This is a genomic window from Paracoccus marcusii (assembly GCF_006151785.1).
In the GTDB taxonomy this organism is placed as follows: Bacteria; Pseudomonadota; Alphaproteobacteria; order Rhodobacterales; family Rhodobacteraceae; genus Paracoccus; species Paracoccus marcusii.
On the sequence record NZ_VDDD01000161.1, the window covers coordinates 1 to 6,763 of the forward strand.

General features: G+C 54.9%; 7 protein-coding genes. 6 read left to right on the forward strand and 1 reads right to left on the reverse strand.

Going from position 1 to position 6,763, the window contains the following annotated elements:
- Nucleotides 1-247: 247 nt before the first annotated feature.
- Entirely contained in the window at nt 248-541 is a 294-nt protein-coding gene (locus tag FHD68_RS16850) for an HU family DNA-binding protein (protein WP_139086275.1), read from the reverse strand.
- 244 nt (nt 542-785) lie between these two features.
- Between FHD68_RS16850 and FHD68_RS16855 the strand changes: the two genes are divergently transcribed.
- The 6 genes from FHD68_RS16855 (at nt 786) to FHD68_RS16880 (ending at nt 6,467) form a co-directional block, all read left to right on the forward strand.
- On the forward strand, nt 786-1,100 hold the full coding sequence (locus FHD68_RS16855; protein ID WP_139086277.1) for an H-NS histone family protein: 315 nt from the start codon (nt 786-788) through the stop codon (nt 1,098-1,100).
- 317 nt (nt 1,101-1,417) lie between these two features.
- Entirely contained in the window at nt 1,418-1,804 is a 387-nt protein-coding gene (locus FHD68_RS16860) for a BLUF domain-containing protein (protein ID WP_208863798.1), read from the forward strand.
- Nucleotides 1,805-1,879: 75 nt separating this feature from the next.
- On the forward strand, nt 1,880-2,176 hold the full coding sequence (locus FHD68_RS16865) for a type II toxin-antitoxin system RelE/ParE family toxin (RefSeq protein ID WP_139086283.1): 297 nt from the start codon (nt 1,880-1,882) through the stop codon (nt 2,174-2,176).
- Between the two features lie 3 nt (nt 2,177-2,179).
- Nucleotides 2,180-2,476, forward strand: coding sequence for an addiction module antidote protein (locus FHD68_RS16870; protein ID WP_139086285.1), 297 nt, complete (start codon nt 2,180-2,182; stop codon nt 2,474-2,476).
- Nucleotides 2,477-3,303: 827 nt separating this feature from the next.
- Nucleotides 3,304-4,008, forward strand: a complete 705-nt coding sequence (gene ctrA, locus FHD68_RS16875) for a response regulator transcription factor CtrA (protein WP_139086287.1) — start codon at nt 3,304-3,306, stop codon at nt 4,006-4,008.
- A gap of 1,721 nt (nt 4,009-5,729) precedes the next feature.
- Nucleotides 5,730-6,467 (forward strand): sugar transferase, encoded by a 738-nt coding sequence (locus FHD68_RS16880; RefSeq protein WP_244297922.1) that lies wholly within the window; start codon nt 5,730-5,732, stop codon nt 6,465-6,467.
- The last annotated feature ends 296 nt before the right edge of the window (nt 6,468-6,763 follow it).

The following is a 6,763-nucleotide window of genomic DNA, read 5'->3' on the forward strand; positions in this document are numbered from 1 at the left end:
TCGCTTCATTGTCCGTCCTCAAGTTGGATCGGACTCTAATCGATGGTGGAGGAAAAATCCCGTAGCAGGTCAGATGACCCTTGCTTGGTTTGCAAAGGCAAGCTGGCCGAGGATTGGATCTGCCTAGAATGCGGTGCCGACCACTTCGAGGGCGTCATGCTGTTGATCAGGTATGGAATGCCTCGAAAAGGCGCTCCGCCTCCCTCAGCGAGATGCGACCTGATTTGATCGGCACAGGGGGCGGGGATCAGCCGGGGGTTGTAAGGCGGTTGAGCTGCTTGAGGATCTGCTTCGAGGCCCGAAAATGCATGTGCCGCTTGGGTGCTATCTCCACCGCCTCGCCCGTTCTCGGATTGCGACCCACACGAGCGACCCGGACCTTGCTGAAGAAGCTCCCGAACCCGCGCAACTCCACCCTGTGCCCTTGGCTCAAAGCCTCGGCGATCTCGTCCAGGATCGTGTCCAAAGCTTTTTCCGCGGCAAGCGCGGTCAGATGAGGATTTTCCTGTCGAAGCTTTGCCAGCAGCTCTGAACGGATCACTTTGTCTATCCCTGTTTCAAAAGAAAACCGAACAGGCATTACGATCTCATAGCCCGCCGGATGGAGAACTTTCGATTCTTACTTTTGGGTTCAAGAGATGTGATAGATTTTTGTTACGGCCTTAAAATGCAGGGTAATTGCACATTACGCATGACCGAAAAATATTTTTCCTGTCTATATGCTCTCCTCATTTTAGATTTGATGGCACATAACTCGGGCGCCGACTGAAAATGTAAGGGTAGCTATGTTTGATATTGATTTCGACACCATGAGCCTTGAGGATCTGAAGCGTCTGAAGCGGGAGCTCGACAAGGCCATTGCCAATTATGATGACCGCCGCAAAGCGGAAGCAAGGCGCGATCTTGAGGAAAAGGCCCGTGAATACGGGTTTTCCCTCTCTGAGCTTGCGGAGGTCAAAACCACGAAGCGGGGGCCCGTCGCCCCAAAGTATCGCAATCCGAGCAATCCGGATCAGGTCTGGACAGGGCGTGGCCGGCAACCGACCTGGTTCCGGGAAGCAATCGAGGCCGGGACCGAGCCTGCCGATCTCATCATCTGAGATCGCGCAAGGCTATGGGCCGGTCATGAACCGGCCCGTTCTCTTTCGAGAGCGAAAATCTGTAGAGCGATTGTTATGCGGCAAACCGCGCAGGGGGGGTATCAGCCCGAAGGTTATGCTCGACAGGCAGAAAACTGCACGGAAAAACAAGGCCGAGTGCAAGTGCTCTAAATTCCCGCTACGTCGCGACCGCATAACGAGTCATAGCCGTCAAAGACCTTCCGTCTTTGGCGGCTTTTTCTATACCGAAATTCAGGTGTTCGACGAGCAGTGCATATGTGAGAGATCGGTTTTTGGAGAGGCCGATGATTCACTACATGATCTATCGAAGCCATACCGAATTGATGCCGTCGGATGATGCTTATCGGCGTATCCTAGAGCAGGCCAGAGCCCGCAATTTCATGCTGGGCGTTACTGGATACCTGCATTGGGAAGATGGGATCATCCATCAATGGATCGAGGGACCTGCTGCAGGGCTTTCGATTGTCGAACAGTACATTTTGTCTGACCGGAACCACCAAAACACTGTCGTCTTGGACAGAGGCTATGGGCCGGAAAGAGAGTTTGAGGGATGGTCGATGGCTGAAAACAAGTCCGAGGGGAACTCGTTGTTCGCGTTCATAGCGGCCAGCGCTGTCCCGAGCTCAAATCATGCGGCCTATGCCAGAAACATCATGTCTTTCATGAAGCAGCAGTTGGTCTGACTTCGCCTCAGTCCGATCTTTCGAGAACGACGGGCCGTAGTTGCCTAGGCCCTCTACGACAACTATAGTTGTCAAATGGTCGAGTTGATCCGCAGTGCCACTTTTGACCGCTGGCTGACCGGCCTGCAGGATCGTCGGGCGGTTGCCCGGATCGCGGCCCGGCTTGATCGGCTGGCCGGTGGCAATCCGGGCGACGTCCAGCCTGTCGGAAACGGAGTATCCGAGCTGCGGATCCACTACGGGCCCGGCTACCGGGTGTATTTCCTCCAACGGGGCCCGGTTATGATCGTGCTGCTCTGCGGAGGCGACAAGTCGTCCCAAGAGAAAGACATCATCCAGGCCAAGGCTCTGGCCGCAGAATGGAAGGGTTGAACGATGACCGAAGAAGCCTTTGCCCGCTACGACAGTGCCGATTACCTCAAGACGGAAGAGGACATCGCCGCCTATCTGGAGGCGGTCATGGATGAGTCGGGCGATGATCCGGCCTACATCGCCCGTGCATTGGGCGTTGTGGCACGAGCCCGGAACATGACGGCACTGGCCCGCGAGGTGGGCATGAGCCGGGTCGGCCTCAGTAAGGCTCTCTCCGGTGAGGGAAACCCGACCCTGTCCACGGTGATGAAGGTCGCCAAGGCGCTTGGCCTCAAGGTCTCGATCCAGCCGGGCACGTGACCATATTTCAAGTCTGAAAGAACGGCCTTAGGAGACGTTCCAAAACACAGCACGGATGCCGAAATGCAATTTCGGTAGACATCGGCCATATCCTGCAACTGCAACACCCCCTCAAGTCGTCCATCAGTCCGTCTGTTTTGGTGGATCAATCCAGATACCACAGAAGCGACTGCCATCGCTGGTGGACGCGACTTGTCCGCCTGCTGCCATGCAATAGGTAAGAGGGTACTTCCCAAACTCCCGTGCATCTCCGCGCCTCTGGATTAGGAGCAGCACCACGATGCCCAGAACGGCCCCCAGAGCCGCAATTCCCCCGAAGACGGCCAGGACAGACACCCCCTCCGAAGCTGTAGAGGGCCTGCTGGCGGCCCGTGATGGCTTCCAAGCGCATATATGGTCGGCAGCCGCGCTAAGAATACCGGTCCCTTTGTTTCATAATTCGTAGAAGCGTGTCCTGAGTGCAGCCCAACCTGAGAGCGATCCGAATGCGCGGGTAGGTGTTGGATATGGTCTGGCCCAATTCTAGTTCGGATTTTTCAGACGTGACTACGTCGTTGATCGACAGCTCAATAGACGCATACCGACGGATGCTACTGCCGGTGTGTCATCGACGACCAATTCAGCCTGCCGTCGTCGAGATCCGGGGCGTCAGTAAGTTTGAGGACGATACTCATGGCGTGCGCAGGCAAGCGCCAGAAATAGGTGCTTTGAGGTTGGAATGGCCGGGATATATCCTAAGTCAGAATGCAACCAATAGGTGTATACGCTTGTTCATATAAAAGGGAAATCGACCGTCCTACGGCAAGCAAGACCAGAAAGGACCAGCCATGCGGATTCTTGTGGTGGAGGACAATGCCAGTACCGCTAGAGCACTCGAACTCATGCTGACGACTGCGAAGCACGGCGTGTTTATGACTGGCACGGGGGAGGAGGGTATCGATCTTGCGAAGAACTATGAGTATGACCTCATCATTCTAGATCTCGATCTTCCTGACATGAACGGTATGGACGTCCTGCGCCATCTCCGCATCGCGAAGATAAACACCCCCATTCTTATCCTGACCGGTTCGGACGATACCGAGAGCAAGTTGCGGGGATTTGGCTTCGGCGCAGACGACTACATGACAAAGCCGTTCAACCACCAGGAACTGCAGGCTCGCATTCAGGCAATCATCCGTCGGTCCAAGGGGCATAGCCAAGCGATGGTCGAGCTTGGAGATCTTACGATCAATCTTGATACGCGGACGGCTGAAATCAGGGGCAAGGAACTGAAGCTAACCGGCAAGGAGTATCAAATTCTTGAGCTGCTGAGTCTGCGCAAGGGCAATATCATCGGCAAGGAAGCGTTCCTGAATCACCTTTACGGGGGGATCGACGAACCGGAGGAAAAGATCGTTGACGTCTTCGTTTGCAAGCTGCGCAAGAAGCTGTCCGACGCCATGAATGGGCAAAACATGATCGAGACGGTCTGGGGCCGAGGCTACGTTCTTCGTGAGGCGCAACCGGCAAAGCAGATCACCGCGCGCGCTTGACGTTAAATCGAGGGACTGCTCTATACCCAAATCACCAGTATTTCCTATTTGTTAGTGACACTTCATGCGAGTTCATCGCACCTCAAACCGCAACCGCCTGAGTGTCCGGTAAAACGGCGGCATGACCATTGTGCCAAACGCTACTCCAGCAGCAACTCACATCGGCGATGATTGTCTGGCAATGGGAACGCCACTAAGGCTGAACACGATCACCTCCAACGGTCATCCAGAATTCGAACCTATCGAATCGTCCGGATACGCCGCGCCACGGCTAGTCCTGCAACGCGAATGGTAACTGCTGTAACACTCATGAGCATGACGGGTGTTGTCCAGCAAAAACCCCCGCACGAAGCATCGGGCGGGGGTTTTAGATATGTATTTACGAACTCGTGAAGAACGCAATCTAAAGGCGAGGCCCCATCTTAAAGTTCCCCTAGCCTCAAATATTTTTGTTTTTCTGTAGTCGCCGTGAAGGGTGGACTGGAGAAATCGTAATCCAAAGGAAGAGCCCCCCGGTCCTGGCCGCAAGGAGGAAAAAGCGGCGGGCCGGGGGCTGTTGTATCACTGGCACCGCAGGGAGGAGGGCACAGCCGGAGGAATAGCATGGTGATACAGCCAAAATATTTCTACTCTGTTAAGAGAGCGGCTGAAACGCTGCGCACCCAATCCACAGGCTGCGCTGCACATCAGACTATGTCCCATACTTGATCAGCTGAGAAAGCCATCGAGCCAGTTTGGGAAAACGGCTAAGTGCTGCGTGATCCGGGCGCGATCAAGAGCAAGCAACTTGAGATCGGCGCGTAACGCGGAACACGGCGGTGGTTTAGGATCACTGCGGTCATGTGGCTGGCGCCTGTCTTCAAGCCGGCTATGAGCAAACCGAATCCCGCCGTGCTCCTGTCTTCTGTCACTGAGGTGGCAGCACGATGCATAAAGGACGTTCAACGCTGTCATTGCTGCCTGCAGCGTCGACGCCACACCCTTCAATCGGTGTGTAGAAGAACCCGCAGCCGGCCAGCTTCGATCACCTCCCCTGAAGCCATCAGACCGTGCTCCAATAGATTTGCCAATAACTCAGCCGAAGCTGTAGGGAGAAACCCTGTAAGCTGACCCGCCGTGGATTTTACCGCAACTGCCGCCGGTTCCGGTGCGCACCTTCGGCTGCGCTGTAGGTACATCCGTTCACCATGCCTGGGTCGTTTTCTGATATAGATCGGACATGTCGTCAAGACCTCGACTTCCCTGTCCAACGCGGCCTGTCTCATCATTGCTACGACGGCCAGAGCTTTTGTGTTGGGAGCAAGACCGGCTAGCAGAAGACGTCGTTTCATCGTTGTTCTCACATCTGCCCACCGGTGGGCCCCGCTCAAGCAGATTGGCAACTGCTGCTTCGGTAAATATTAACCTTCATCACGAACTGCCGTTCCAAATATCTCGTTGTGCCGATCAAACTGGTTAACAGACCTCATCAGCTTCCGAGTAAACGCAGGAATATACGGCGGTAAAACCCTTATGATTATCCCGGTTGTAAGGCCTCTGGAGCCAACTTTTGGGCCTAATCCAGCTGCCGTCGGTCGCTATATCCCAAAATCTGACCACGACTGCCCGGCGTTAACCAACTGTCACTCTTTGTGGGTAAGACCGGGGCCGGTTCGGTTGAAACGTAGACAATTTTATTCAATTGGTAATGGATTGTTCGTTTTGTGCGTAAGGGGTGAGCCGTGTCCAGCTCAGAGAGATCTTCGATCGAATGTTCAGCTGGTAAGGACCGTCAGCCGTCCATCGGTGAATTGACGCTTGATAATGAGACGTTGGATCAATCCAGGCCAGCAAGGGAACGCTTACCTCTGGGTGGCGCGAGCAAGCGCACCCTCGATATTGCGTTGATTTTGCTCGTTCTGCCGTTTCTAGGCCTGTTGATGCTTGGACTGGCGCTGCTCATTAAGCAGCGCGATAAGGGGCCGATGCTTTACGGTCATCGCCGCATTGGCTTTGACGGTCGTGAGTTCAACTGCTGGAAGTTTCGGACCATGGTCGTCAATGGCGATGAGGTTCTGGAACAGCATCTGAAAGAAAATCCTGAAGATGCGGTCATGTGGAGCGAGCAACGCAAGCTCACGAACGATCCACGTGTCACGCCCATTGGGCAGGTGCTGCGGAAATTGAGCCTGGACGAACTCCCCCAGCTTCTGAACGTTCTGAAGGGTGAGATGAGCCTGGTCGGTCCGCGTCCGATCGTGCGCGACGAGTTGGCTCATTATGGTAGCACAGCGCGTTACTACCTGGCGACCCGTCCAGGTCTGACGGGACTGTGGCAGGTCAGTGGACGAAGCGATACGACTTATGCAGAGCGTGTCCGTATGGACCGCCATTACGTGGTGCAGTGGACCTTGCTGAGTGACCTCCGCATCATCGCCAGGACCGTGCCTGCACTGATAACCTCCAAGGGGGCCCGATAGGTCACATGTAGAGCGTCGTAATTATTTGCTAGCGCGGAAGACCTGACTATTCCAAATGTTCAGGTCTCCCAAACTACCTTAATTGGACCGATCGCAGTTTGCTGCAGTTCCAGGTGCGCATCTTGCGCTAGGAGATAGATGGCCGCGTCGGAGAGATGAAGGTCTCGAGTTGTGCTCGACTGACAGGCTTTGCCAAGAAGACGATGTTAGCCAAACCTTCGTCGGCAGACAGCTTTTCTTGATTGTAGCCGGACATAAGGGCAATGCGGATGTCGGGGTGGGTCTTGGAGACCGCG

What these genes read in the sequence shown, in the direction of transcription:
- FHD68_RS16870 (WP_139086285.1), top strand. Translation starts at nt 2,180, where the DNA reads ATGACCGAAGAAGCCTTTGCCCGCTACGACAGTGCCGATTACCTCAAG.
- FHD68_RS16855 (WP_139086277.1), top strand. Translation starts at nt 786, where the DNA reads ATGTTTGATATTGATTTCGACACCATGAGCCTTGAGGATCTGAAGCGT.
- FHD68_RS16860 (WP_208863798.1), top strand. Translation starts at nt 1,418, where the DNA reads ATGATCTATCGAAGCCATACCGAATTGATGCCGTCGGATGATGCTTAT.
- FHD68_RS16865 (WP_139086283.1), top strand. Translation starts at nt 1,880, where the DNA reads ATGGTCGAGTTGATCCGCAGTGCCACTTTTGACCGCTGGCTGACCGGC.
- ctrA (WP_139086287.1), top strand. Translation starts at nt 3,304, where the DNA reads ATGCGGATTCTTGTGGTGGAGGACAATGCCAGTACCGCTAGAGCACTC.